Source organism: Brumimicrobium oceani (genome assembly GCF_003143775.1).
In the GTDB taxonomy this organism is placed as follows: Bacteria; Bacteroidota; Bacteroidia; order Flavobacteriales_D; family Crocinitomicaceae; genus Brumimicrobium; species Brumimicrobium oceani.
This window is the reverse complement of sequence record NZ_QFRJ01000007.1, coordinates 79194-104132: the sequence shown is the minus strand read 5'-3', so window position 1 is coordinate 104132 and position 24939 is coordinate 79194. Positions and strand designations below refer to the sequence as shown.

The window sequence follows — 24939 nt, the reverse complement described above, 5'->3', positions numbered from 1 at the left end:
AGCATTATTGGGTGGAAATATACATTTTTTAACGAATTAAAAGCACTTCATGATTATTATAATTGCATTTGTTTCTCTATATTTGTTGAAAATTAAAAGATAATATTATGAAAAAGATTTACGTAATGGCAGCTTTTTTAGGAGCATCTTCATTTGCTTTTAATCAAGTTGTTCAAAAAGCGCCTTCTCAAAAGACTCTACAGACTGAGAAAGCGATTTCTAATAATAATGACGTAGCCAAGGCACAAGGTGTTTCTATATGGGCTAACGATTTCAGTGTAGCAGGTGACTGGGTAATCGATGGGAGTGGACTTCAAGGTTCATGGGTAATTGGTACAACAGCTGATTATAATCCTTTTGTATTCCAAGGTCAGAACGTTACTTTAGACAACTTTATGAATTCACCAGGAATGACTTCTGCCGGAAATGGTTATGCTTTCTTTGATGGGATTCAGTTTGTGGACAACACTTTGGATCAAGTTGCTTGGATTCAAATGGCGAACAGTGTAGATTGTTCAACAGAATCAATTGTAACTTTAAAGTTCGAGCAAGAGTACCGTGCGTTTAGCTCAAACAAAACTTATGTTGAAGTAAGTTTAGATGGTGGAACTACTTGGGAGCAAACAATTGATGTAAACCCAACTGTTGCTGGAAACACAAGTACTACTGAAACAACAGTTTTCAGAAACTTCAATGTAAACAACTCATCAGATGTGAAATTCAGATTCCGTTGGGAGTCTTTAGGAACTACAGGTGGTTACGGATGGCAAGTTGATGATGTAGATGTATTGACATTGGCTGATCACGATATCGCTGTAAGAAGTCACAACTTTGGATCTGTTGGTCTTTACTACAAGCAAATTCCAGTTGACCAGGTAGCTCCAATTGAATCATCAGTTGTTGTAATGAACCAAGGTGCAAATGACGAACAAAACGTTAAATTAAACGCAAACGAGGTAAATGCAGGTGTTTACACTAGTTCTTCAGCGCCAATTACTTTGGTTTCAGGAACAGAAGATTCAGTTGTTGTAACAAACACATTCACTCCAAGTGGACAAGGTTCGTACAAAATTGATTACTCTGTATCATACGATGCTGTTGATGATGTACCATCAAACAACATGTTGAATTCTTATGAATTTAACGTAAACCAATTCATCTATGCAAGAGATACTTCAACTTCTCCAAACACAGTTTATGGTCAGTTGACTGGAAGTGCTGATGCTCCACCAACAGAGGTGATTCCAGCTAACTTATTTGACATCTTTGCTGATGCTCAATTGACAGGTATTCAATTCCAATTTGGAAATGTTGTTACTGAAGGTGCTTTAGTTTATGGTGAAGTATTAGACAATAACTTAGACCCAGTTGCAGCAGGTGAAACTGCACCATACGTTGTTCAAGCAGGTGACGCAGGTAAAACAGTAAACTTAATTTTTGACACACCATTAAACGTAATGGCAGGAGAAACTTACGCAGTATCTGTTAAATGTTTCGAAAACGACTTCTCTGTTGCAACAGCAGGTGAAAGTCCAGCTCAAACATCATTTATCTATTACTTAGATGATGCGACTTGGTACTACACAACAAGAACTCCAGTGATTAGAATGAACTTTGACCCAACATTGAGCGTAGAGAACAATGAGTTATCTAACTTGAATGTTTCTTCAAACTTCCCAAATCCTTTTGCTAACACAACTACAGTTAACTTTAACTTGAAAGAAGCAACTGATGTTTCTTACACAGTTGTTGACTTAACTGGAAAAGTTATGACAGAAGTAACGGAAGGAACTACATTGGCTGGTGATCACTCAATCACTATCGATGGTTCTTCATTCGCTAACGGTGTTTATTACTTAAACATTACAGCTGGTGAATCTACTGTTACACGTAAAATGATCGTGAACAAGTAATCATCACTTGAAAACAATATAGAAAAGAGGAGCCAATTGGCTCCTCTTTTTTTTAACCTTTATTTAAGAGATCACTTTGAAACAAATATAAAATTGGTGCGTTATATAGCTGTTAGGTTTCATAAGTAGTAGTGTTAAACAAGAGAGGAGACGCCCGTTTTCTCTCTTGTTTTGTTTAGGGCAATAATGAATCCCCCACTATTACATAGCTCACTTTTCTATTAGACCAATAAGAAAAGCTTCAATCGAGTACTCTTACAATTTCCGAACTGCTCTTTCTTTATTGCCTTAATTTAAAAGCACATTTATTTTATTCCGAAGTAGCACCTATTTATCTCAATTCACCTTTGAAGTTTACCGCTAAGAAAACTCAACTTTCGGCATGCTCACATTCACAATCTATCATCAAGCATACTCACTCGTTTTGGATGAATGTAAACTAACAGCTAGCGCTAACGACTATTCAACACTTTAACAAGGATAATTACCCAATCTTTACAGCGAAAGCCTTTCTCCATAATCGCGATTGTCCAATTAAAATTAACTTCTACAACTTTGGATTGGAAATCTCTAAATCAACAATCCTTTTTATTCAGTTTTTAAAACCTTTCCAAGGTCTTCATGAGCTAGCTTCGCTACGGCTCTTTTCAAGTAATGCAATTCTGCATGAAAACTCACATTCGGCAGGCGCTCAGTGCAGCGCATTTTCGCTGTGAAATCCCAAATGCTCCGAACTAAGATATTTGGTTCTATATGCAATACTGTCGATAATCAACCTTAATTCTTTTGAAAGTTTATTAGATCTAATACGAATTTAAACATAATCTTAATGAGTTGTATTTTATAGTAATTATCAAATAATTTTTTCTTTCGTGTTGCAAAAAAGAAAATTTTCATTCGTATTTCAGTTAGTTAGTCCCATCATGACGACATATTAAAAACCAAGGCCGTAAGTCCTTGGCTTAAAACAAATAGATATAAAACAAACCCACACAAAATCATATAGAACCAGTTATTTGAAAAATCAAGGGATATAATCAAACAGCTAACCAAAATCCCTTCAAATAAAGAGATATAAAGATGCTGTGAAATTTATTTCGGACGCCAGTGTCTCCATAACCGATTATTCTCAGGGACTTATTACCGGACAAGCTATAAAAACTGACTTAAACCTTCATAATTCTCAGGTAAAATCGGATAAATTTGGATTTAACATATTTTCAGAATACTAAAGCAATAAACCAAAAAAATGGCAGTTTAAATGAATGTTAGGTTTCATAAGTAGTAGTGTTAAAGAAAAGAGGAAACGCCCGTTTCCTCTTTTCTTGCTTTATAGAGTAATTAACAATACCTGAAATCAAAATTCTTGTCCAAAAACAGGCACCAAAGCTAAGATTAAAATTAGCGACTTCTAATTCAATATATTTTCAGAAAATTCAAGGCACAACCCGAAGTGCCTTAAATCTAATTTTTGGAATCACAAAAGCGTTTGGATGATCAACTCTCCATTAGAACATCATTATGGCGGCCAAGCAGGTAAGCCTTAAACATCTTATGTCAATCCACATAAAATAGTTAGTTACAGCTGAACAATATTTTATTAATAAAGATGCCCTAGCTCCCATTAGATGAAAAATAAAAATCATTAACATATTTTTGGAATACGAGGGCAACAAAAACTAAAATTAGAGGTTTATAAGAATGTTAGGTTTCATAAGTAGTAGTGTTAAACAAGAGAGAAGGCGCCCGCTTTCTCTCTTGTTGTTTTTAACAGCTTCATTCCTGTTGAAATACATTAAAGGCAGTATTAAATAACTATTTATTCCCCTATTGAAATTATCGATCTACTATGTTTTAGTTACAGCCGCTTTATCATTACTTCCGAAAAGATTTCCGTTTTTAGGTTTACGCATAGCAAATACGCTACTTTTATCGGACAATTTTGTAAAAATAAAAGGATACAATATGAATCTGTGTGGATAGTTTTCAAATCTTAAATGCTTACCGCTATCTTGCCAGTTCTTTGTGATGAAAACAACTAGCAAAAAATCATCTCTTTGAAGCCAAATTTATATTTAACGATAATCAAAAAGAGTTTCAGTCGGAAGCCTGCGAACTCCTCAGTCGTTTGACTCCTTTGAAATTACAGTTGTCATATATTATAGATTGGGGAATCTTCAATAAGTCATATTAAACTCAAAGCTTTTAAATTGAAATCAGTGGTAACTTTGAGTGCAATCAAAAACTTAATGTGCTAAACGTTATCAACACTTTAAAATACATCTCGTATAAGATGGAGTTCGATTCGCAGTAGAACAATTCATTTTTCAAAGGATTAAAATTGGTTAACTATAGTATTTTATTTAGAACCGATTAAAGGACTACCTTAACTTAAATCATTAACAAATATTTGACTTATTGAGTACAACAAAAGCGTTTTTAAACAGTTATAGAAGCATAGTAGTTAAGTTTCATAAGTAGTAGTGTTGGTTTTAGAGGGAGGAAGATTTAACGTCTTCCTCTTTTTAATTTCACCGACTTAGAGCATCAGCTACACCACATCTGATAGTAGTGCAATAAACTAACATCAATGCCTAAAAATAACGAACTGAGTCTACTTAGACTCCTCTCTCCTATTCGGAACTATAATCCAAACCGCAACGAGTAATGCACCCACCAAAAGAAGATATTCTGCATTTGGAATCTTCAATGCGCTTAATGAAAATCCAAAAATGATTGAAAGGATACTTATAAGTAACAACAACGCAGACCCGTTTAAGCTATTTGATTTCAATAAAGAAAAAAGATGAATTATGACACCAGCCCCTCCAAAAATCAGAGAAAACAATGGAAACAAAGGGCTACTGCTTAAATCGGAAGCCTCAAAAGCAGAGAGTATAAAAGGCAGTAGCATTGCCAGTAACGCCACAACAATTGAATATGTACCCCATTTTGCCATACTTCAAAAGTACCATTTTATTTGAAAAACCCGCTTAAAAAATTAAGTACTGTTTGAACGAAGTTTGAAATTCTACCTTTCTATCGCATCGCTAAATAGGTTCAATGCATACCAGGAATTCAAGATATTCTTTATTCGATGAGAAAGATTACAAAATGACCAATAAATCACCTCATCTATTTTCTTGTCTACTTATTTGTTATTACATTTGAAAAGTTCTTTAAAAGTGCTCCGTCGGAAAAATGAAATTTAAATTTGTTTGTTTTCGGCAAGGTGCTAAGTAGAAACAATAATACTTATAAAGAAAGGTGGAGGGACAGGCCCAACGAAACCTTGGCAACCTTTTAATTCATTAATTCCGGTGCCAATTCCTATTCCAATATTATGGAAATAGATAAGTAGAAAACAAGCCAACATTGGCTTTTTCTCCATCTTACTTCTTTATAAATAATCTACATTTTACTTCAATCAAAAATACTTGGTAGTGAAGATTATGGTATTTATTAATACAATCAAATAAGAAATGAAAAAAGACATTCGTGAAATAGTTAAAGAAAGAACATTGATTCTGGATGGAGCCATGGGAACCATGATTCAAAGATATGACTTAGAGGAAGCCGATTTTAGAAAGGGCTGGTTTGAAGACCACGTTAAGCTATTAAAGGGTAATAATGATTTGCTTTCCCTAACACGACCAGAAATAATCAAGGAAATTCATGCTAGTTATTTTGAGGCAGGAGCAGATATTTGCGAAACGAACACCTTCTCAGGAACGACGGTTGCACAGGCAGATTATGATTTAGAAAAGGCTGTTTATGATATAAATTATCAATCTGCAAAAATTGCAAAAGAAGTAGCAGATGAATTTACTGCTAAAGATCCAAATAAACCACGATATGTCGCAGGAGCCATTGGGCCAACCAACCGAACATGCTCCATATCACCAGATGTAAATGATCCTGCTTTTAGAGCAATAAGCTTTGATGAATTGGTTGAAGCTTATAGTTTGCAAGTAAAAGCATTAATTGAAGGGGGCGTGGACATTCTGCTTGTAGAAACGATATTCGATACACTTAATGCAAAAGCTGCGTTATATGCAATTGACCTTGTTCAAGAAGAAATGAACACTGAACTCCCAATTATGATTTCGGGGACAATCACGGATGCCTCCGGAAGAACTTTAACGGGACAAACAACCGAAGCGTTTTTAATTTCAATATCGCATCTGCCTGTCTTCAGTGTTGGACTAAATTGCGCACTAGGAGCGAAAGAACTAAGACAGTATTTAAAAATAATGGATGAAAAAGCCCCATTTTACGTCTCTGCCCATCCCAATGCAGGACTACCCAATGAATTTGGGGAATATGACGAGACTCCTGAGATAATGGGTGCTCAGATTAAGACATTTCTAGAAGAAAAATTGGTCAATATTATCGGTGGATGTTGCGGAACAACACCCGAACACATCAAAGTTATTGCAGATTTAGTAAAGAAATATGAAGTGAGAAAAATTAAAGCAGAATAAATCTCTATTAAAGAATAGAATTCACTTTCCCATTGAAAAAAGTCCAAAAATATTATAAAATGAACAGCAAAACACTTCCTCCATTAAAACTCTCAGGTTTAGAACCTTTGGTTGTTACACCTGAGTCCAACTTTATCAACATAGGTGAACGTACAAACATGACAGGATCTAAGAAATTCTTGCGTTTAATCAAAGAAGATAAATACGAGGAAGCACTTGAGGTTGCTCTAGACCAGGTTCAAGGTGGTGCTCAGATTATCGATGTAAACATGGACGAAGGAATGATAGACGGAAAGGAAGCTATGATTCGCTTCTTAAACCTAATTGCCTCGGAGCCAGACATTGCTAGAGTACCTATAATGGTAGATTCTTCTAAATGGGAAATTATAGAGGCGGGCTTAAAGTGTATACAAGGAAAAGGAGTTGTAAATTCTATCTCTCTAAAAGATGGAGAAGAATTGTTTATTGAAAGAGCCAAAATTGTGAAGCGCTTGGGAGCTGCAGTAATTGTTATGGCATTTGATGAAGTAGGTCAGGCGGACAATTATGAAAGGAGAATTGAAATTTGCAAACGTTCTTATGATATTTTAGTTGAAAAAGCGAATTTCCCACCGCAAGACATCATTTTTGATCCAAACATTTTTCCTGTTGGAACAGGAATGGAAGAACATAGGAATAATGCTTTAGATTTTTTCAATGCAACAGAGTGGATTCGAAAAAATCTACCAGGAGCAAGTGTATCAGGAGGAGTTTCTAATGTCTCCTTTTCCTTCAGAGGAAATAATGCTGTTCGAGAGGCAATGCACTCTGCTTTTCTATATCACGCCATTCAGAAAGGAATGAATATGGGGATTGTAAACCCTGCTTTGCTTGGTGTATATGATGACATAGACAAAGAACTGCTGGAAAAAGTTGAAGACGTTTTACTGAATAGAAGAAATGATGCCACTGAAAGGTTGTTGGATTTTGCAGAAAATTTCACAGGTAAAAAAAAAGAAAAACTTGTCGATTTAAGCTGGAGAGAACAAACTGTTCAAAAGAGATTGTCACACGCACTCGTAAAAGGAATAACAGAATTTATAGAGGAAGATACAGAAGAATGTCGCCAAAAGTATAAACGTCCAATCGAAGTCATTGAAGGCCCATTAATGGATGGAATGAACGTAGTAGGTGATTTATTCGGAAGTGGAAAGATGTTTTTACCACAAGTCGTTAAATCTGCACGTGTAATGAAAAAGGCTGTTGCTTATCTATTGCCTTATATTGAAGCTGACAAACAAGAAGATGATAAGCCCAATGGGAAAATCGTGATGGCTACGGTCAAAGGAGATGTCCATGATATTGGTAAAAACATCGTTGGCGTTGTATTGGGTTGCAACAATTATGAAGTAATCGATTTAGGCGTCATGGTTCCTGCAGAGAAAATCATTCAAACCGCAATTGAAGTAAATGCCGATGCCATTGGTCTAAGTGGTTTAATAACACCATCCCTAGATGAAATGGTAACCGTTGCCAAAGAAATGGAACGTGCTGACATCAGTATTCCTTTGCTCATTGGTGGTGCTACAACCTCTCGGGTGCATACCGCCGTAAAAATAGAACAGTTTTATACTAAAAATCAAACCGTTCATATTTTAGATGCTTCACGCTCTGTAACCGCAGTTGAAAGCTTATTGGGAAATAAACGTGATATTTTTGTCTCCAACATTAAAGAAGAATACAAGAAACTTCGTGACCATCATGAAAAAAACAATGCACGCAAATCTTACATATCACTAAAAGAGGCACGTCAAAATAAATTCCCTATAGAATGGAAGCAAAGTGATATTAAAGTACCCAATCAACTTGGTGTATATAGCTTTCAAGACTACGACATAAATGAAATATTGGAATACACCGATTGGACACCTTTTTTCCAGACGTGGGAGCTAGCAGGTAAATTCCCTGCTATTCTAGAGGACGAAATTGTTGGTGAGGCAGCAACTAAGCTCTTTGTTGATGCCAAAAATATGCTAAAGAAGATAGTAAATGAAAAATGGCTTCAAGCCAAAGGAGTTTATGGTCTATTTCCTGCAAACTCAATCAATGACGACGATATTGAAATCTACACAGACGAAAGTAGAAAAAAAGTCCTCTACACCCAACGTTCATTGCGCTCACAATTGAAAAAATCTAAGAAAGCTCATAATATTGCCTTAGCAGATTTTATTGCACCAAAAGACACAGGAATTAAGGATTACATTGGCGGATTCGCAGTAACTGCTGGTATTGGCATAGAAAAGCATGTACAAAGATTTAAAGATGACCATGACGACTATAACGCCATTCTATTGCAAGCATTAGCCGACAGATTAGCGGAATCTTTTGCAGAATTACTTCATGCCAGAGTAAGAAAAGAGTTCTGGGGCTATTCACCAGAGGAAAACTTGGATAATGAGGCCTTAATTCGAGAAAAATACAAAGGTATTCGACCAGCACCTGGCTATCCAGCATGTCCGGACCACACAGAAAAACCTGGCTTGTTTAGAATTTTAAACGCCACAGAACACACCAGTTTGAAACTAACCGAACACATGGCAATGTATCCTACTGCTGCAGTTGCGGGGTGGTATTTTGGACATCCAGAAGCCAAGTACTTTGGGGTTGGGAAAATTACTAAAGAACAAGTAGAAAGCATAGCAGCGCGAAAAGGAAAAAGCACTGAGGAAATGGAAAAATGGCTGGGCTCTAATCTCAGTTATTAGTTCAAGTAAATGCTGTTGAATAAGTCTGTAAGGAACAAATTGGCTGAAGCAGCCCACCTTAAAAACGAACTAAGCTTACTGGATTAAACCATTTCTAAACAATTGCTTGACGCGTAAAATAATAAATAATGCTTGTCGGGAACTTTACCAGCAGTTCAATAAATTACAATAGAAAACGGTTTTCTCTTAAATTTGACAAGATCCTTCCATTGTTGAAAATCATAATTTTCAACAATGATCAGGATGACAGTTGTGGAAATTGGTGGGGCAAAGGAGAGGGAAAAAACAAAAGCGCTCTGGCGCTTTTGTTTTTTCCCTCTCCTTTGAAATATGCCCCTAGCCTAATGTCATCCTGAAGAAAATTTCTTTTTCAATTTGTTGAAAATAGAAATTTGCGAAGGATCTTGTCGGTTCACCGCTTAATCACATCATTGATTAGATGTATTTACTAGTAAAGTATCGGATAAGCATTTAATAAATAAAGCAACTAACCAGTAAGTTTAAGAAGCGTAAGAAAGGGAAAAAACGGACGAAATTTAAAACTGGGCTAAGCATAATAATGCGCAAGTGTTATTCAATACACTTACTGCAGAGCACTGTGAAATCATACTCTGCTTTCTGCCCACATATTAAAAACAACAATCAACCACAATTGATTGAAGAGATATGTTTTGCCCGCTAAATATTCTTTTTTCAATTTCAAGATTTCTTCAACTCTATAGAAGTCATATTTTTCCAGAACGTCCTTATTCACATACTGATCTAGAAGGGGCTTTAACTCATTACTCAACCATAAATTTAATGGAATACCGAAGCCCCATTTTGGTCGTTCAAAAATTTCTTTTGGTGCGTATTCGCAGAGCACTTGTTTTAATAAATACTTGCTGCTTCCGTTTTTTCGTTTGAGTTTCTCATCCAGATTTAACGAAAATTCTACCAAGCGATGGTCTAAGAGAGGAACCCTCGCCTCAAGGCTATTTTGCATTGTTGCTCTATCAACTTTAGTGAGCAAATCGCCTGGTAAATAATATTTTAAATCGTGAAAAGATTGACTTTCACTCACCAATAACCTTCTATTTGTTTTGTCCAACAACAAGGGCGCGTAATCATTAGAAAAGGAAAAGTGATTTTTCAGACTTCTCGCCGAATACAAACCCTGGTCTACAGAGAAAATATGAGTAGGAAGGTGCTCGTCTTCTTTAAAATCAAAATACTGACTTGCTCTATTGTTATTTATTTTAGGAGAAAGAGAAAGCCCAGTTTTAATCACCCAGCGTATGGTTTTCAAAGTGGTTAATCGGTCGGCCCAAGTGTACATTCCATATCCCATAAACTGCTCATCTCCTCCATCACCAGTAAGCACCATAGTTACCTGTTCACTGGCCATTTTAGAAACCAAGAAAGTGGGAAAAGCAGAGGCATCAGCAAATGGCTCATCATACCAAAGAGGAATTTTAGGAATTAAATCTTGAACATCTTTATGCGATAAAACAAATTCGTGATGCTTTGTCCCTAAGTGGTTTGCTACTTTTTTGGCATACTCACTTTCATTAAAAGACGCCTCTTCAAATCCGATAGAAAAAGTAGAAATTTGCTGATCGGAAATTGACTGTGCTACGGCAGCAACGGTTGAAGAATCTATTCCTCCACTTAAAAAAACACCAAAAGGAACATCGGACTGAAGTCTGTATTCTACACTAGATTTTAATAAGTCATGATATTGTCTTTTGGCTGCTTTTTCATCAGAAATAAGCTCCTTTTTCACTTTATCTTCTATTTTCCAGTACTTTTTTATCAGAAAATCAGCTTTATTCAATTGAATATATGCGCCTTCTTCTAGTTTATTTACCGCTTTATAAATGGTGTGTGGCGCAGGAATATAACCTAATCTAAAATAATGCTGAATAGCTGCTTCGTTCCACTCCTTTTGATTAACAAATGGCGCAATGCTCTTAAGTTCAGAAGAAAAATAGAGCGTTTCTTCATCCCAAGAATAATAGAGCGGTTTAATACCTAATCGATCCCGAAAAATAAAAAGCTCTTCCTTTTCATCATTCCAAATAGCAAAAGCAAACATTCCATTAAATTTCTCGACACATTCTGGACCCCAAGCGATAAAAGCATTTAGAATTACTTCAGTATCAGAAGAGGTAGAAAACTCCACTCCATCGTTTTTCAAAATCCCTCTGATTTCCTTAAAATTGTAGAGTTCACCATTGTAAACGAGCGAATACTTCCCACATTTCGAATGCATAGGTTGGTTTGCTGCATCCGACAAATCAAGAATACTTAATCTTCGGTGACCTAATCCGCAAGTTTTGAAATCATTCACAAATACACCATCTGCATTTGGTCCACGGTGAGCAATTGTATCGGTCATTTTACAGAGCTGACCTTTATCTACCTTTGCTCTTCTGTTAACAATTCCGGTTATTCCACACATGATATAATTATTGATTAGGAGCTTGAGCCATTGAAATAAATGAAGGATTAATTACTTCGTTTGACCTGCTTTGATGTCTAAATGAAAGTTACTATTATAAGCATTTTGAAGCACCGTAAACTTAAATATCGATCTATCATGATAAACTTTAATCCATCCCATTCGATTCGAAGAAAGCCTAACTCCGATGAACTTATTACCCGATTCCAGTACAACATCTTCCGCTACTTCTGCATCTTCTAGAAATATGAATGCATTACTGGAAACGGAGCTTGTGTTACTAATCAAGTCATCCTGCGCCAAAACCCTCACTTGATTCATCGCCTCTTCTTTTACAATAATTTTATTTTCCAAACCAATAGCTTCCATGAGGATACTTGAATTGTGATTCTCGCAGGAATCTACTGAACTTACGAATTCATAATGGGTAGTGTAAGTGAATTTGAAATCTTTTAAACCATCATTATCCACATCTATTTCCAAAGACTCAGCTGAATCTAGAGGAAAAGGGATTAATTCTGAGCAATGCGGAGAATAAATACGAGACAAGCTATCCACAGGCTTTAGTACCAATTGCGGACTGTATTTATGAGAAGATATTTCATCTTTAAGCTCCTTCACTTTGTCACAAGAAGAAACAATGAATGCAATTAACACAAGAAAAATCAGGTATTGTTTCATTGAATTAGTTTAAAAGGGTTAATCCGTTAGCTCTTAATTTACAAGCATTATCGCTTTAAGCTAGCTTCAAAATTAATCATTTCTAACTGTTAATTCAAAAAGTATTTTGCTGTTGTTAAACTTAGACGTAATTTTGCAGCGCTATGGTAAAAATTCGTGATATAGAATTAGGAGACTTTCCTTTGTTGCTTGCTCCGATGGAAGATGTAAGCGACCCGCCTTTTCGTGCTTTATGCAAGGAAAATGGTGCAGACTTGATGTACACGGAGTTTATTTCTTCGGAGGGCTTAATTAGAGACGCTGTAAAAAGTGTAGAAAAGCTAGATATTTTCGAATATGAACGCCCTGTGGGAATTCAGATTTTCGGAAATGATATTGAAAGCATGAAATTAGCCACAGAAATTACCGCCAAAACAAATCCTGATATCATCGATATCAACTACGGTTGTCCGGTAAAAAAAGTAGCTTGTAAAGGTTCTGGCGCTGGAATTCTTCAAGACATTCCTAAAATGGTGAAGATGACCGCGGAAATTGTTAAAAGCACATCTTTGCCTGTTACAGTGAAAACGCGTTTGGGTTGGGACGATGACACCAAATACATTGTTGAAGTTGCCGAACGCTTACAAGACGTGGGAATTGAGGGGATTTCTATTCACGGTCGCACCCGAAAACAAATGTATAAAGGCGAGGCAGATTGGTCTTTGATCGCAGATGTAAAAAACAACCCAAGAATGCATATTCCTGTTTTTGGAAATGGCGATATTGACACCCCAGAAAAGGCGGTTCTTTATAAAGAAAAATATGGCGTTGATGGTATTATGATTGGACGCGCCTCGATTGGTTATCCATGGATTTTTAATGAAATAAAACACTTTAGAAATACGGGGGAACATTTACCCGCTCCAACTTTGGAACAACGTGTAGACGTAGCCAGAAGGCATTTGGAAATGAGTGTGAAATGGAAAGGCGAAAAACTCGCCATTGTTGAAATGAAACGCCATTATTCAAATTATTTTAGAGGCGTTCCTCACTTCAAAGCTTTTAAAACAAAGTTGGTCACCACATTCGATTTAAATGAGGTTTATGATACGCTAGATGAAGTTGCTGAAAAGTTTAAAGGTGTTGAGCTCTTGGTTTAGCTCCTCCCTATTCTAAACTGTTTTCATAAGCTTTGTTCACAATTCGTCTTGGCGCTTGCGTTTTGAGATTGCAAAAAATCGGATACAACTTTGGGACGCTTGCATAACTGCTAACAAAGCGCTATCATTGTATAGAATTGTAGGGATGCATTGCTGTCTTTACTTTATTGGTAAATCATTTTATACGAATCAAAAGCACATAAAAATGTCAGGGAATAATCGCAATAACGTGCACATTGGTGCGGAGGTGAAAATAGTGCTAAAAAAGGATCAAAGAAGCGGAAAATTAACTGAAGGAGTTGTAGAAAAGCTTTTAACCAGCTCCCCTACTCATCCTCATGGAATTAAAGTTCGTTTGGAATCTGGTGAAGTTGGAAGGGTGAAAGAAATTCTTTAAACGCTAAACAAATAGTTTTTTCGATCTAGGCAAATTGGGCTTTCTGAAAGCTTCCCTTCGTCGGAAATAAAGTTCTTTTTGTAGCCCAAATCAGTTAAAAAACCTTCTACTTTTTCTTTGGACGCACCATCATCCTCTCCTTCTAAAATTTCAATCAGGATTTTTGGATAAAATTTTCTTAAAGTTTGCTCCAAGCCCAAAAGTGTAGAATATTCAAATCCTTCAATGTCAATTTTAATAAAATTGATCGTTAAGCTTGGAGCCCGCAATAAATAGTCATCAATTGAAACGACTTCAACTTCTTCTTTTACTGCGTTTTCCACATAGTTAGCAGTCACCATACCCAAATTATCTTCGCTTTCGTCATGATATAAAGTAATTCTACCTGATTCGCTACCAACGGCGAGTTTTTCGATTTTTACATTTGTTAAATGATTAACTTCTGCGTGTTTTTTTAAAGCCTTATAATTGGTTAGAAAAGGTTCAAAACTTATAACTTTTCCATTTATACCGACAATTCTGGAGGCATGAAGGGTAAAAACACCCAAATTTGCACCTAAATCAAGAAAAGTATCTCCAGGTTTTAGGTGATTTTCCAATACACCAAGTTCTGCTTTTTCGTATTCTCCAAGAAAGAAAATATTCTCTTGGATCCAATCATCTAATTTCAAATCTAGCGTAAAACCATTATAATCAATAGAACATTTCACCCCTTTAAACAGCTTATAAGGTTTAAAAATTCGTTGATGAATTCCGTAAAATCTTTTTCTAAAGAATTGTAATTTAAAAGCTTGTTTAAATATTTTAGCCAGTAAGATTCTCATTCAACTCGTCTAGTAATTCTCATTTCTATCATTGTTTAGTACTCAGCCTCTTACTTTGCAGGTAAAGTAAACAGCGGAATACTTAATCGTTGAACGATTTGTTTTGAAATACTCTTTTTAAATATATGCGTGAAAAAGTTGCGTTTTCTTGGTTGAATCGCCAAAATATCGATGTTTTGATTGATGTATAATTCACAAACTGCTTCTTCAAAGTTATTGCCAGAAACCACAAAAGAGTCTAATGCTTCATAATCAACTCCAAGTTTCTTTTTCCAATTTTCCATATTTTCTGATGTCACATCATCTACATCTTTTTCATAATGGATACTGCAAACATCCGCATTAAAATGAGATGCAAATTTATTTACCTCATTAAAAGAAACTATTTCCTCATCCTTATAATTGGTAAGATAAGCGATTCTATCGATAGAATTTGTAGGGCTACTTTCTTCTGGAATACTCAACACATTACAAGGTGCACCATCGATAACACCCGAGGCTACAGATCCCAAAAATACTTCCTTCAATCCTGTGGCTCCAGTGGTTCCCATCACAATATAATCCGCCTCTTCCAATATAGCCAGATTAATTATTTTAGGAACAATTTGACCTTCTGCCATAAGGTGTTTAAAGTCCACATCGCCATATCCTTTTTCTTCTGCTTTTGAGCGCAATTTTCCAACTGATTTCTTAAAAGATTCCAGGCTTTCCATTTCCATAATTTCAAATACCTCTTTTGAAGTGTTATGTAAAGCTCTGCCCAATTCGGGCAAACTGTATACATGGGCTAAAACTAATTCCGCATTTAATTTACGGGTTAAATTTAATGCATAAAAGAAGGCGTTTTCCGCTGCATCAGAAAAATCTGTAGGAAAAAGTATTTTAATCATTGTAGTTTGTTTTACTAAAAAATTCCGTGTCAATTCAAAACACTAAGTTAATGTCAAAATATGTTTTTGTCCTATTATTTCTTTAATTATTCACATTTGCGGATAAAAAAGTTTTTAACCTCTCGGAAGGCCTGACAATAATCAGTGCATCATGCATTTAACCCAAGCGAAAATCAAGTGAATTATTATTCCTTTTGAAGATAAAAATGGAGTGTGCTTAATTTATTCTGTGATTTTCATTAAATAAGCTTTTATTTTTATACATTCATTGCTCTAACTGTCTTTAGCGCTTGATGAGAAACAAAAATAATTTACAATATAAATTGTTTTAATCTTAATGTGTTACCGTCCATAAACGGTTTACTCAAGGAAATAAAAGCGATGGAGACAGTACTGTTTTAGCTATACACTAGATTTATGAAATTCATTATTTCGACTTTTATTCTAATTATCTCATTTGCACTTTTCGCAGGCAATGAAATAAACTATGAACGAAAAATCGTAAATGCACAGACCAATGCAGAAAAAGAAAAACACTACCTCTCCTGGATTTCTTATCTGAGTCAAAGTAATACTTTGGCGTGTGATTCAGTGATCAAACAGCGTTCGAATTATATTTCACAATTATCAGACAAAGGAAAAATTGCCTTGCTTGTAACGCAATTTAACAATACCAGATTGGGTGGCACAAAAAACACCTTTGACATCATAGGGCAGGAATTACAGAAAGAGGATTTACTTTTGGTTGAGGGAATAATAAAATGCTTAAAAAAGGAAACTATTTCTGAAGAAGAATACGCAAAAATTAAAGGCAACATCGAACACTACAAAGATGCGACACGAAAAAGTGTTTTCTATGCCATATCTACTTGTAAGGCGAATATAGATGAGCAATCCATCATAGACTTCTTTAATTTATCTATCAAATACGCAAAACAAAGTGATGTAAAATCTTTAGCCTCTTCCATTCATGATATTGCCTCATTATTTTATTTAGAAATTGAAGATTTTCAAAAAGCAATTCAAAATCAACAAAAAGGAATCTCTTTTGCAAAAGAAAACAAGCTTTCTGCAAATACTGTGAGTCATTTGGTGAGTATAGGACACATTCATTTCGAATTAGGTCAGTTCGACAAAGCAGAGGAAGCATTTCTAGAAGCTCAGGAACTACTTAAAGGTCTAAACATAGATTATGTTTCGGGTCAACTTTACAATTACTTGGGAGAACTATACAACGCCAAAAAGGAGCTAAGCAAAAGTATACAGTACTATCAAAAATCATTAATCAATTTTTATAACATTCAATATAATACAGGGCTGGTGAATGTCCATAAAAATATTGGAAAAGCTTATTTCGATAAGGGCGACATTGATTTAGCAGCCAAAAACTATGAACTCAGTCTGCAATTCTCAGCCATCACCACAGGAGATGAAGAAAAAGGCGAGCTCTACTGTTTAATATCTCAGCTACACTTATCGAAAAACCAATTACAACAATCTGAAGTCTATATTAAAAAAGCGATAAACTATTGGCAGAATAAAAATCTAGTTTTACCACTTCATAAAGCCTATTTTAAATATGCCGAAATTAAGTATAAACAAGGAAATCATAAAGAGGCCAATCTTTACTACAGACAATATATAAAAATGAGTGACAGCATTTATAGTCAAGAAACTGATCGTAAAGTAGCAGAACTCAGTGAACTTTTTAAAACGGAGCAGAAGGAGCGAAAAATAATTGAGCAAGAGAAAAAGTTGGAAGAAGAACTCTCCGAACGTTTATTAATTCAAAATAAGCTTACTTACTCAAAAAAGCTAAATCAACTAATTCTAGCTATTCTTTTGGTCTCCATTGGTCTTTTCGTGGCCATTTTTGTCCTCATAAAAAACAAAAACAAACAAGAGCAACTGAAGAAAAAACAGAGAGAAATAGAATTACAACAAACCCTCCTCCGTTCCCAAATGAATCCGCATTTTATTTTTAATGCAATGTCTGTGATTCAAAGCTATATTTATGATGAAGACATTAAAAACTCCTCAAAATTCTTAGTGCATTTTTCAAAGCTAATGCGCTTAATGCTAGAAAATAACGCCAAAGAATTTATTAGTTTAGAAAAAGAAATAGAGATTATTAATCGTTATTTAGTCATTCAGAAAATGCGTTTCGAAGACAGATTTGATTTCACCATTGAAAGCGATTCAATAGAAGACCAAGCAAGAGTTTTTATACCTCCCATGTTGGTTCAACCTTTCATCGAAAATGCAATTGAACATGGCGCTTTAGACAAAGTTAATAATGGATTAATCCGAATAAAATATGAAATTGTTGGAAATTTATTTAAATTTATCATAGAGGATAACGGTGTTGGAAGAAAGGCTTCCTCAAAGAAAAAAAAGTCTGCTGACTCAGAAAATCATCGCAGTATGGCCATTGATTTAACGAAAGGAAGGATTTCATTACTCAATGAAAAGCACAAAAGTAAAGGATATTTACGCATTGAAGATTTAAACCAAGAAAAAGAGACGGGAACACTAGTCACCATTACAACGCCCTTTAAAATTAATTATTAAAATACTCGCTTATGGACTACAAGGTTATCATTATAGATGATGAAAGACGCACGCGCTCAATGTTAAATAAAATGGTTTCACAAACAAATTTCCCTTTGCAGGTGGTTGAAGAAGCAGATGGTGTTGAAGCGGGCTTATTGGCAATTCAGAAACATCAACCAGATATCGTTTTACTTGATATTCAGATGCCAGACGGTTCCGGGTTTGATTTGCTGGATAGACTAAAAAACAGAGATTTTCAGATTATTTTCGTGACCGCTCATCAGGAATTTGCTATTCGTGCCATAAAATTCTCAGCATTGGATTACATCTTAAAACCTGTGGAAATAGAAGAACTGGAAAGTGCGCTTGAAAATGCAATTGATGCTATACAAACAAAGTCTGATCTATCAGTGAGATACGAAGCTTTGGTCAATAATCTAAAACACAACAACAAGAGAATCGTTATTCGCACCAAAAGCTCCATGTACGTTTTTGACGTGAAAGATATTGTTCATTGTCAATCCGACAGAAACTATACTTATTTTCATTTAAACGATGGTCGAAAAGTCTTTACTTCTCGCACTTTAAAAGATTATGAAGATACTTTGTGTTTGCCAGATTTTATACGTTGTCATCGATCTCACATCATTAACATCAACTATTTAGAACGTTACGATAGAGGAGATGGAGGAACAATTGTAATGAAAGACGGAACTGAAATCCCATTGTCTAGATTAAGTAGAGAAAGGTTTATGGAAATTCTAGACTCTTTGTAATCTGCATTATCAAACGCTCGGGCCTGTAAAAAATGAAATTCAGTACTCCTAAAAAACAAATTCTATTGACAATTGTTAGGATTCACAGTTTTGGGACTCGCAATTATTAAATAGTGTTTGGGCGGAAACACAACTTGAGTTTATCTTATCTTTTTTCTTGTCGGCTGATGCTAAGGCATCTCCTAAAGAAATAAAAATAAAATAATTCTCAAAATCTATACAATTTGTAAAAATCGTCTGTTTCCGACCAAGCAAAATAGAAAAAGATAAAAAAATGAAGTTAGAAATTTGGAGTGATGTCATGTGCCCTTTTTGCTATATTGGAAAACGCCGATTGGAGAAAGCCATTGCCGCCTTGAAACTCGAGGATATTGAAATTGAATACAAAAGCTTTTTACTTAACGCTGATTTAAAAACGGATCCCAGTTTAAATGCTCAACAGCATTTAGCAGACTCTAAAGGGATGTCTTTGGAGCAGGTAAACCAAATGTTTGGCCAAGTTACCGCCATGGCAAAAGGCGAAGGATTAAACTTTGACTTCGACAAATCAATTGTAGCCAATTCAATTAATGCCCATAGAATTTTACATTTAGCCAAAAAAGAAGGAAAGCAAGCAGAAGTTAAGGAGCTTTTACTCAAAGCGCACTTTGAGGAAGGAAAAAACATAGATGATGCGCCAACGTTACAAGAATTAGCTGAAAAGGTGGGAATCTCTAAAGATAAGTGCATGGACGTACTACAAAGTGATGCATTTTCTGATGATTTAAGAGCTGATATTCAAAAAGCAAGAAGTATTGGAGTACAAGGCGTTCCGTTCTTCGTAAAAGATGGGAAATATGCCATTTCTGGTGCTCAGAGTGTGGAAGTTTTTATGGAGTTTTTGGAGAAGGCAGGGATGGAATAGAATTTAAACTGAAGGCTCTGGCGTGATTGGAATTGGGGAGTTTACTTGGGAGATGAGTTAGTCGATTTTATAGAGGTTCTGAAAAAGCAATCAAAAGATGGTGGAGAAAAGAATATTCCAAAATTCGGAAGTTGGAAAGGGCTTTTCAAGATGAAAAAATATTTTGATGACACGATTAAAGATTTTAGGTAAATAACCCTTCTAAAAGCCATTAAAAACGCCATAAACAACTTCATTTCCCTCTCTCAACTTCACACTAAAATCATCGAGTAAAAACATCCCCTTATTTTTATTCCAAACCACGGCTTTCAGCTTTATATCGCTGTAATTCAAATAAATATCCGACAGCTTAAGCGTAACATATGCTTTCGACCAATCTGAATTTGAACGGTCTGAAGTTTTTAAAGCATCCAATGGAATTCCCGTCCAGTAAATTGACTCTCCTCCAGCCTCTAATGCCACCACCAGTAATGCACCATTAAAATCTTCCAATGACTTTGCTTGAACCGAAAAATCAATGAAATTCGAGTTGCCTTTCATGATTTCATTAAGCCCAATATCATAGCTGGGTCCCCATTCATTTAAGGAATCCATCAAGTAAGATTTATGTCCGGAAACAGCGCTTCTACTCGTAAGATTTTGAGGAGCATAACTCCAAAATGATTCAGTATCCTTTTCAAAATCCAAATGAGAAATTGTGGAAATGCGATTACCAGATTGAGTAGCTTTCTTCGAGAAAAGATAAGTTGCTCCACCAAAATAATTATTCTCAATTTCCATATTTGGATAATACTCCATAATGATTGGAATAGCCACCGGATCTATATTATGTAAACTTCCTAAATAAAGTTTGTCGTATTGATCAAAACGCTCAGAGATAAATGATTTTAGTTCCTTCATCGATTCAAAATCGGCATACCATTTATAGTTTCTATCAATTTCTAATTGTTCTGTGTAGTAATCATTGATGTGCTCAACAGATTGAATAATGGACAGCACACTTTCTTCTTTTTCGTTTATTTCCTTATAATCCTCAAGCACTTTAACGTAACAAGACTGATAGAAATAAGTGTAATGCTGTCTTTCAAAAATCAATGAATAGCATCCAGCAATAAGAACAATTGAAACTAAAATAAGATTCGTTTTGGGCTTACAGTTTGGCAAGTGACCAAGGATTAAAAACAGAATAAAGGTGAAGCTAAAAATCAACACAGAGTAATGTAGAACAGCGCTAAAATAAACCGAATAAAAATAACCCACTAAAAAGGGAATTAAAAACCAAGTAAAAAATAAAAGATAGTGCTTCCAGTTGATTTTTACCGACTTTTTTGTGAATACAAATCCCAAAGCGATTCCTAAAATCGTGAGCATAAAAACCCAAGAATGATTAAAGATGAAACTGATAAAACCAATTAAAAAATCAGGCTTCGGTTTGGCGAGCCACTGGTCTATACCGCCTAAACTCAATTGATAAAAAAAGATCTCAAGATGAGGGACGTACAAAACAAAAATCGCGACTCCCATTAATGAATATTTGAGCAAATATTCTCTTTTTATAAAAAAAGCACCACTTATTCCAACAATTGCAGCGAAAAGCAGACTAAAATGATGATTGTAGGCACATAATGCTCCAGAAATAACAAATAAAACTCCATTCAAATAGAAGTTCTTTTCAGGTTTTTGGATGAGTTTAGTGAGGTAATAAACCATCATTAGTGAGAACAACAAACCGCTAATATATGGTCGCGCAATTTGACTAAACATTACCGTATACTGCAAAGTTGCGACAGTTGCAGCAGTTAACAATCCAACAGTTTCATTAAACCATTTTTTTCCGATGAGATAAGTAAAATAAACCGCCAAAACTCCAAAAACGATGAATGGAAACTTGAGTGCTTGTTCTGAAAGACCAAATATTTTTGACCAATAAAATAGAAAAACTTGCACTCCTGCTGGGTGTCCGTCAATTTTAACTCCTTCGTTAATTAAAGCAGAAAAAGAATCGAAATGGAGGCGATCTAAAGCGCTAAATTCATCGTGCGTAAACGGAATTTCCGAGAAATTGAACATTCTTAAAACAACAGAAATCACCAAAATGACGATGAGAATCCATTGATTTGAGCCTTGTTTCATAGAGATCGGGGTTACAATTTTATGATAGATGTAAAATTACTGAAAATTAACCGTATTTGCGCTGTAATGGAACGCGGATGACGCGGGTTCATCCCCACCTGTAGAGGCGCAATGCATTGCGCCTCCACGGGTGGGGTCACATTGCGCCTCCACGGGTGGGGAATTTTCAATTACCTAAACCACAATATTCACAATTCTACCTGGAACAACAATCACTTTTTTGGGTGCTTTTCCTTCCAAATATTTTTGAGATTTTTCCATGGCTAAAACCTCTTTTTCGATGTCTTCTTTCGATAAATTGTTTGGCAATTCAACTTTGAAACGCATTTTCCCGTTGAAACTTACTGGATATTCAAATGCGTCTTCTACCAAATAATCTTCGTTGCAAACTGGATATGTTGCGTCATTTACAGAGCCTTCATTTCCTAGAATAGACCATAATTCCTCAGCAATATGTGGCGCGTAAGGGGCTAACAAAACCACTAAATCTTGTAAAACTGTTTTGTTGTTGCACTTTTGCTCTGTCAATTCATTCACACAAATCATCATCGCAGAAACGGAAGTGTTGAACACATATCTGTCCATATCTTCCTGCGCTTTTTTGATGGTTTTGTGTACCGATTTCAATGCTTTTGCATCAGCTTTGTCATCAGAAAGATTCACATTTCCATCTTGGTCATGGAACAATCTCCACAATTTACGTAAGAAATTATTTACTCCATTGATTCCTTTAATGTCCCAAGGTTTTGCTTGTTCAATTGGCCCCAAGAACATTTCATACATTCTTAAAGTATCTGCACCGTATTTTTCAACTAAATCATCTGGATTCTGAACGTTGAATTTAGATTTTGACATCTTTTCAACTTCATTTCCACAGATGTATGTTCCATCATCTTCTAAGATAAATTCTGCATTTGCATATTCTTCTCGAGATGCTTTGAAAGCTTCAATATCTAATTTATCGTTGTCTACAATGTTGATATCGACGTGCAATCTTGCAACTTTATATTCTTTACGTTTTCCGAAGCTGATGAATTTACCACTTGCTTTATCACGGTAAACAAAACTACTTCTTCCCAAGATCATTCCTTGGTTAATCATCTTTTTAAATGGCTCTTCGAATGGAATATGTCCCATGTCATTCAAGAACATTGACCAAAAACGAGAGTACAACAAGTGTCCCGTAGCGTGCTCTGCACCACCGATGTATAAATCTACATTACTCCAATAATCCACTTTTTCTTTGGCAACAAATGCTTTCTCGTTGTGTGGATCCATGTAGCGCAAGAAATACCAAGAACTACCTGCCCAACCAGGCATTGTGTTCAATTCCATTGGGTGAACATGCTCTTCTTCGGCTCTTTCTCTTCCAACTAATTCGTTCTTTTCAGTATCCCAAAACCAGTTGTCTGCATTTCCTAATGGTGGTTTTCCATCTGGAGTTGGTAAATATTTGTCTACTTCTGGTAATTCGATTGGCAAAAATTGATCTTCAATAGTTTTCGCTACGCCATTGTCGTAATACACTGGAAAAGGTTCTCCCCAATAACGTTGACGAGAGAAAACAGCATCACGTAAACGGTAATTTGTTTTCGCTTTCCCTATTTTTTTGTCTTCTAAAACTTCAATTGCTTTTTGAATCGCTTCAGCAACTTCCAATCCGTTTAAGAAATCAGAATTAGCGATTTTTCCTTTCTTTTCAGTGTATGCTTCTTCTTCAATTGAAACGTCAGCAAATATATTTTTAATTGGAATTTCGAAATGCTTCGCGAAATCATAATCACGCTGATCTCCACATGGAACCGCCATTACAGCACCTGTTCCGTAAGAAGCCAAAACATAATCTCCAATCCAAATTTGAATTTTTTCTCCACTCAACGGATGAACAGCATAAGCTCCTGTGAATTGCCCAGAAATCGTTTTTGTGTCCGCCATACGGTCACGCTCCGACTTTAATCCAGCTTTTTGCTGATAAGCATTCACTTCATCTTTGTATTCGTCTGTTGTAATTTGAGTTACCAATTCATGTTCTGGTGCTAAAACCATAAATGAAACACCATAAATTGTATCAGGACGAGTAGTAAAAACTTGGATTTCCTCATCATGATCTGCAACAGCAAAATTAACGGAAGCACCAACAGATTTCCCAATCCAATTGCGTTGAATGTCTTTTACTGCATCCGACCAATCTAACTTATCTAAACCTTTCAATAAACGTTCAGCATAAGCTGTAATTCGCATGGACCATTGACGCATTAATTTTTGCTCCACAGGATGTCCACCACGTTCTGAAACGCCATTCACGATTTCATCATTGGCCAAAACAGTTCCCAGAGCTGGACACCAATTCACCCATGAATCTGCCAAATACGTTAAACGGTAATCCATTAAAACAGCATCTTTTTGCTTGGCATCAAAAGCATTCCATTCCTCTGCAGAAAACTCTGTTTCATAAGCAGTAACAGCATTTACACTTGTATTTCCTTCTTTTTCAAAAACAGAAACTAGGTTTTCAATTGGCATTGCCTTACTGGCGTCATTACAATAATAAGCAGCAAATAATTGTTTAAAAATCCACTGTGTCCATTTGTAATATTGCGGATCTGAAGTTCTTACTTCACGAGACCAATCGAAAGAGAAACCAATTTTATCCAACTGCGAACGGTAGCGTTTCAAGTTTTCTTCCGTTGTAACCGCAGGATGTTGACCTGTTTGAATAGCATATTGTTCTGCTGGCAAACCAAAAGAATCATATCCCATTGGATGTAAAACATTGAAACCTTTCAATCTTTTGTAACGCGCATAAATATCTGAAGCGATGTATCCCAGTGGGTGTCCGACATGTAATCCTGCCCCTGAAGGATAAGGAAACATGGATAAACCGTAATATTTTGGCTTTTCACTGTCAATTTTGGCCACATAAGTATTGTTTTCTTGCCAATATTTTCTCCACTTCTTCTCTATCTCGTTAAAATTGTATTCCATGCCTTTTGCTGTTTCGTTTTTGAAAGGGCAAAGATAATTTTTTTTAAGGTTATATAGTTATGTAAGGGTTTAG

The 24939-nt window shown here is 35.6% G+C and carries 16 protein-coding genes and 1 riboswitch; of the genes, 9 read left to right on the top strand and 7 right to left on the bottom strand.

Annotated elements, in window-relative coordinates; all coding sequences use genetic code 11:
* The first annotated feature begins 107 nt into the window (after positions 1-107).
* The gene (locus DIT68_RS10115; RefSeq protein ID WP_109359686.1) at positions 108-1913 is read left to right on the top strand and encodes a T9SS type A sorting domain-containing protein; all 1806 of its coding nucleotides are present in this window, start codon (positions 108-110) and stop codon (positions 1911-1913) included.
* 2614 nt (positions 1914-4527) lie between these two features.
* On the opposite strand, the gene DIT68_RS10110 is transcribed toward DIT68_RS10115, so the two are convergent.
* Positions 4528-4872, bottom strand: coding sequence for a hypothetical protein (locus DIT68_RS10110; protein WP_109359685.1), 345 nt, complete (start codon positions 4870-4872; stop codon positions 4528-4530).
* Positions 4873-5165: 293 nt separating this feature from the next.
* Positions 5166-5273, top strand: a riboswitch (SAM riboswitch).
* Between the two features lie 122 nt (positions 5274-5395).
* On the opposite strand from DIT68_RS10110, the gene DIT68_RS10105 reads away from it, so the two are divergent.
* Entirely contained in the window at positions 5396-6397 is a 1002-nt protein-coding gene (locus DIT68_RS10105; RefSeq protein ID WP_109359684.1) for a homocysteine S-methyltransferase family protein, read from the top strand.
* A gap of 59 nt (positions 6398-6456) precedes the next feature.
* Positions 6457-9141, top strand: a complete 2685-nt coding sequence (gene metH / locus DIT68_RS10100) for a methionine synthase (protein ID WP_109359683.1) — start codon at positions 6457-6459, stop codon at positions 9139-9141.
* Between the two features lie 604 nt (positions 9142-9745).
* On the opposite strand, the gene asnB is transcribed toward metH, so the two are convergent.
* Together asnB and DIT68_RS10085 are read right to left on the bottom strand one after the other, a co-directional pair.
* Positions 9746-11584 carry an asparagine synthase (glutamine-hydrolyzing) gene (gene asnB / locus DIT68_RS10090; RefSeq protein ID WP_109359682.1) on the bottom strand — a complete coding sequence of 613 codons (1839 nt, stop codon included), beginning with the start codon at positions 11582-11584 and terminating at the stop codon, positions 9746-9748.
* A gap of 51 nt (positions 11585-11635) precedes the next feature.
* Positions 11636-12265, bottom strand: coding sequence for a hypothetical protein (locus DIT68_RS10085; protein ID WP_109359681.1), 630 nt, complete (start codon positions 12263-12265; stop codon positions 11636-11638).
* 143 nt (positions 12266-12408) lie between these two features.
* Between DIT68_RS10085 and dusB the strand changes: the two genes are divergently transcribed.
* Positions 12409-13404: a tRNA dihydrouridine synthase DusB gene (gene dusB, locus DIT68_RS10080; protein ID WP_109359680.1), complete on the top strand. Its 996-nt coding sequence runs from the start codon at positions 12409-12411 to the stop codon at positions 13402-13404.
* Positions 13405-13609: 205 nt separating this feature from the next.
* Positions 13610-13801, top strand: a complete 192-nt coding sequence (locus DIT68_RS10075) for a YwbE family protein (RefSeq protein ID WP_109359679.1) — start codon at positions 13610-13612, stop codon at positions 13799-13801.
* Here the strand turns inward: DIT68_RS10075 and DIT68_RS10070 are convergent.
* Both DIT68_RS10070 and DIT68_RS10065 read right to left on the bottom strand, forming a co-directional pair.
* Positions 13798-14625 (bottom strand): FkbM family methyltransferase, encoded by an 828-nt coding sequence (locus tag DIT68_RS10070; protein WP_109359678.1) that lies wholly within the window; start codon positions 14623-14625, stop codon positions 13798-13800. The two genes, DIT68_RS10075 and DIT68_RS10070, sit on opposite strands and share 4 nt — an antisense overlap.
* A gap of 50 nt (positions 14626-14675) precedes the next feature.
* Positions 14676-15515, bottom strand: coding sequence for a universal stress protein (locus DIT68_RS10065; RefSeq protein WP_109359677.1), 840 nt, complete (start codon positions 15513-15515; stop codon positions 14676-14678).
* 417 nt (positions 15516-15932) lie between these two features.
* On the opposite strand from DIT68_RS10065, the gene DIT68_RS10060 reads away from it, so the two are divergent.
* The 4 genes from DIT68_RS10060 to DIT68_RS16695 all read left to right on the top strand — a co-directional run bounded on the left by DIT68_RS10060 (position 15933) and on the right by DIT68_RS16695 (position 19940).
* Positions 15933-18086, top strand: a complete 2154-nt coding sequence (locus tag DIT68_RS10060) for a tetratricopeptide repeat-containing sensor histidine kinase (protein WP_109359676.1) — start codon at positions 15933-15935, stop codon at positions 18084-18086.
* Positions 18087-18097: 11 nt separating this feature from the next.
* On the top strand, positions 18098-18844 hold the full coding sequence (locus tag DIT68_RS10055) for a LytR/AlgR family response regulator transcription factor (RefSeq protein ID WP_109359675.1): 747 nt from the start codon (positions 18098-18100) through the stop codon (positions 18842-18844).
* A 274-nt stretch (positions 18845-19118) separates the two neighbouring features.
* Positions 19119-19748: a DsbA family oxidoreductase gene (locus DIT68_RS10050; RefSeq protein WP_109359674.1), complete on the top strand. Its 630-nt coding sequence runs from the start codon at positions 19119-19121 to the stop codon at positions 19746-19748.
* A gap of 45 nt (positions 19749-19793) precedes the next feature.
* A complete protein-coding gene (locus DIT68_RS16695) occupies positions 19794-19940 on the top strand; it encodes a DUF2281 domain-containing protein (RefSeq protein ID WP_109359673.1) in 147 nt (48 codons plus the stop codon).
* Between the two features lie 9 nt (positions 19941-19949).
* Here the strand turns inward: DIT68_RS16695 and DIT68_RS10040 are convergent, their stop codons facing one another.
* Together DIT68_RS10040 and leuS are read right to left on the bottom strand one after the other, a co-directional pair.
* Positions 19950-21881, bottom strand: a complete 1932-nt coding sequence (locus DIT68_RS10040; protein WP_109359672.1) for a glycosyltransferase family 39 protein — start codon at positions 21879-21881, stop codon at positions 19950-19952.
* A 174-nt stretch (positions 21882-22055) separates the two neighbouring features.
* Entirely contained in the window at positions 22056-24866 is a 2811-nt protein-coding gene (gene leuS / locus DIT68_RS10035) for a leucine--tRNA ligase (protein WP_109359671.1), read from the bottom strand.
* Positions 24867-24939 lie beyond the last annotated feature (73 nt).

Bases quoted from the DNA above. Each gene is read 5' to 3' on its own strand.
- DIT68_RS10075 (WP_109359679.1), top strand. From the start codon at position 13,610: ATGTCAGGGAATAATCGCAATAACGTGCACATTGGTGCGGAGGTGAAA.
- asnB (WP_109359682.1), bottom strand. From the start codon at position 11,584: ATGTGTGGAATAACCGGAATTGTTAACAGAAGAGCAAAGGTAGATAAA.
- dusB (WP_109359680.1), top strand. From the start codon at position 12,409: ATGGTAAAAATTCGTGATATAGAATTAGGAGACTTTCCTTTGTTGCTT.
- metH (WP_109359683.1), top strand. From the start codon at position 6,457: ATGAACAGCAAAACACTTCCTCCATTAAAACTCTCAGGTTTAGAACCT.
- DIT68_RS10070 (WP_109359678.1), bottom strand. From the start codon at position 14,625: ATGAGAATCTTACTGGCTAAAATATTTAAACAAGCTTTTAAATTACAA.
- leuS (WP_109359671.1), bottom strand. From the start codon at position 24,866: ATGGAATACAATTTTAACGAGATAGAGAAGAAGTGGAGAAAATATTGG.
- DIT68_RS10085 (WP_109359681.1), bottom strand. From the start codon at position 12,265: ATGAAACAATACCTGATTTTTCTTGTGTTAATTGCATTCATTGTTTCT.
- DIT68_RS10065 (WP_109359677.1), bottom strand. From the start codon at position 15,515: ATGATTAAAATACTTTTTCCTACAGATTTTTCTGATGCAGCGGAAAAC.
- DIT68_RS10060 (WP_109359676.1), top strand. From the start codon at position 15,933: ATGAAATTCATTATTTCGACTTTTATTCTAATTATCTCATTTGCACTT.
- DIT68_RS10115 (WP_109359686.1), top strand. From the start codon at position 108: ATGAAAAAGATTTACGTAATGGCAGCTTTTTTAGGAGCATCTTCATTT.
- DIT68_RS10055 (WP_109359675.1), top strand. From the start codon at position 18,098: ATGGACTACAAGGTTATCATTATAGATGATGAAAGACGCACGCGCTCA.
- DIT68_RS10110 (WP_109359685.1), bottom strand. From the start codon at position 4,872: ATGGCAAAATGGGGTACATATTCAATTGTTGTGGCGTTACTGGCAATG.
- DIT68_RS10105 (WP_109359684.1), top strand. From the start codon at position 5,396: ATGAAAAAAGACATTCGTGAAATAGTTAAAGAAAGAACATTGATTCTG.
- DIT68_RS10050 (WP_109359674.1), top strand. From the start codon at position 19,119: ATGAAGTTAGAAATTTGGAGTGATGTCATGTGCCCTTTTTGCTATATT.
- DIT68_RS10040 (WP_109359672.1), bottom strand. From the start codon at position 21,881: ATGAAACAAGGCTCAAATCAATGGATTCTCATCGTCATTTTGGTGATT.